This is a genomic window from Lactobacillus sp. wkB10 (assembly GCF_000760615.1).
GTDB classification, from domain to species: Bacteria; Bacillota; Bacilli; order Lactobacillales; family Lactobacillaceae; genus Lactobacillus; species Lactobacillus huangpiensis.
In genome coordinates this window covers 1-412 of sequence record NZ_JRJB01000031.1, presented here as the reverse complement: position 1 = coordinate 412, position 412 = coordinate 1, and the positions used below count along the sequence as shown (strand labels likewise).

Sequence of the window (412 nt, the reverse complement as noted above, 5' to 3'; positions counted from 1 at the left end):
GAGCAGGAATGCTAAGAGAAGTCAGGCAAGCGCACGGAAGCACATGAGTAGGGAAGACATTGTTTAGTTTTGAGGGTAATACCTCAAAGAGAGAGCAGATACGCTGGAAACGGGCCTATAGCTCAGCTGGTTAGAGCGCACGCCTGATAAGCGTGAGGTCGATGGTTCAAGTCCATTTAGGCCCATAGGCAAGGAAAAGAGAAAGCGCATCTGAGAGATAAAAGATCATGGGGGCTTAGCTCAGTTGGGAGAGCACCTGCTTTGCAAGCAGGAGGTCATCGGTTCGAACCCGTTAGCCTCCATTGGATCTGAGAAAGATCCAATGAGTTAGTACATTGAAAACTGAATATAATCCAAGAAAAAACCGAGAAACAATCAAAAGAGAAGAGATTGCCAAAGAGCGACCGAGAGA

At 46.8% G+C, this 412-nt stretch carries 2 tRNA genes; both read left to right on the top strand.

From position 1 onward, the window contains the following. Nucleotides 1-111: 111 nt before the first annotated feature. Nucleotides 112-185 (top strand) — tRNA-Ile (locus LACWKB10_RS09765). 44 nt (nucleotides 186-229) lie between these two features. Then, nucleotides 230-302 (top strand) — tRNA-Ala (locus LACWKB10_RS09760). Nucleotides 303-412 lie beyond the last annotated feature (110 nt).